1 protein-coding gene is annotated in these 366 nt (G+C 47.3%); it reads right to left on the reverse strand.

The genetic code is table 11. The annotated features are described in order from the left end of the window. Window positions 1–366: hypothetical protein (locus FC96_RS13070; RefSeq protein ID WP_202813033.1), on the reverse strand; the 366-nt coding region annotated here is incomplete at both ends.

Below are 366 nucleotides of genomic sequence, written 5' to 3' on the forward strand. Positions count from 1 at the left end.
AGGTCAGCAATGCTGGCAAGATCCACAGTGGGAGTGTCAATAACTTAAGCAAGTTCCAACCAATAACAAGTGGTGAGAGTAAGGCCCCTACTAACATGCCGGCGAGTAACTTGAGAAGATCCAAGAGACCCTTCAGCAAGGCAGCGATAACCTTACCAGCAAGGAATGGCAATAATGCCAAGAATGGCAAGATCCAGAGTGGCAATGTCAGCAATGCTGGTAAGATCCACAATGGCAATGTCAATAACTTGAGTGCTAATAAGCCGAGAACGATTGGAGCGAACAGCCAGCCTAAGATAGCGCCAAGACCGAACTTCAACAGATCCCAAAGACCTTTAGCAAGTGCGGCTAAGATCTTACCAACCA

Origin of the sequence: Secundilactobacillus kimchicus JCM 15530 (assembly GCF_001433995.1) — a bacterium.
Lineage (GTDB): Bacteria > Bacillota > Bacilli > Lactobacillales > Lactobacillaceae > Secundilactobacillus > Secundilactobacillus kimchicus.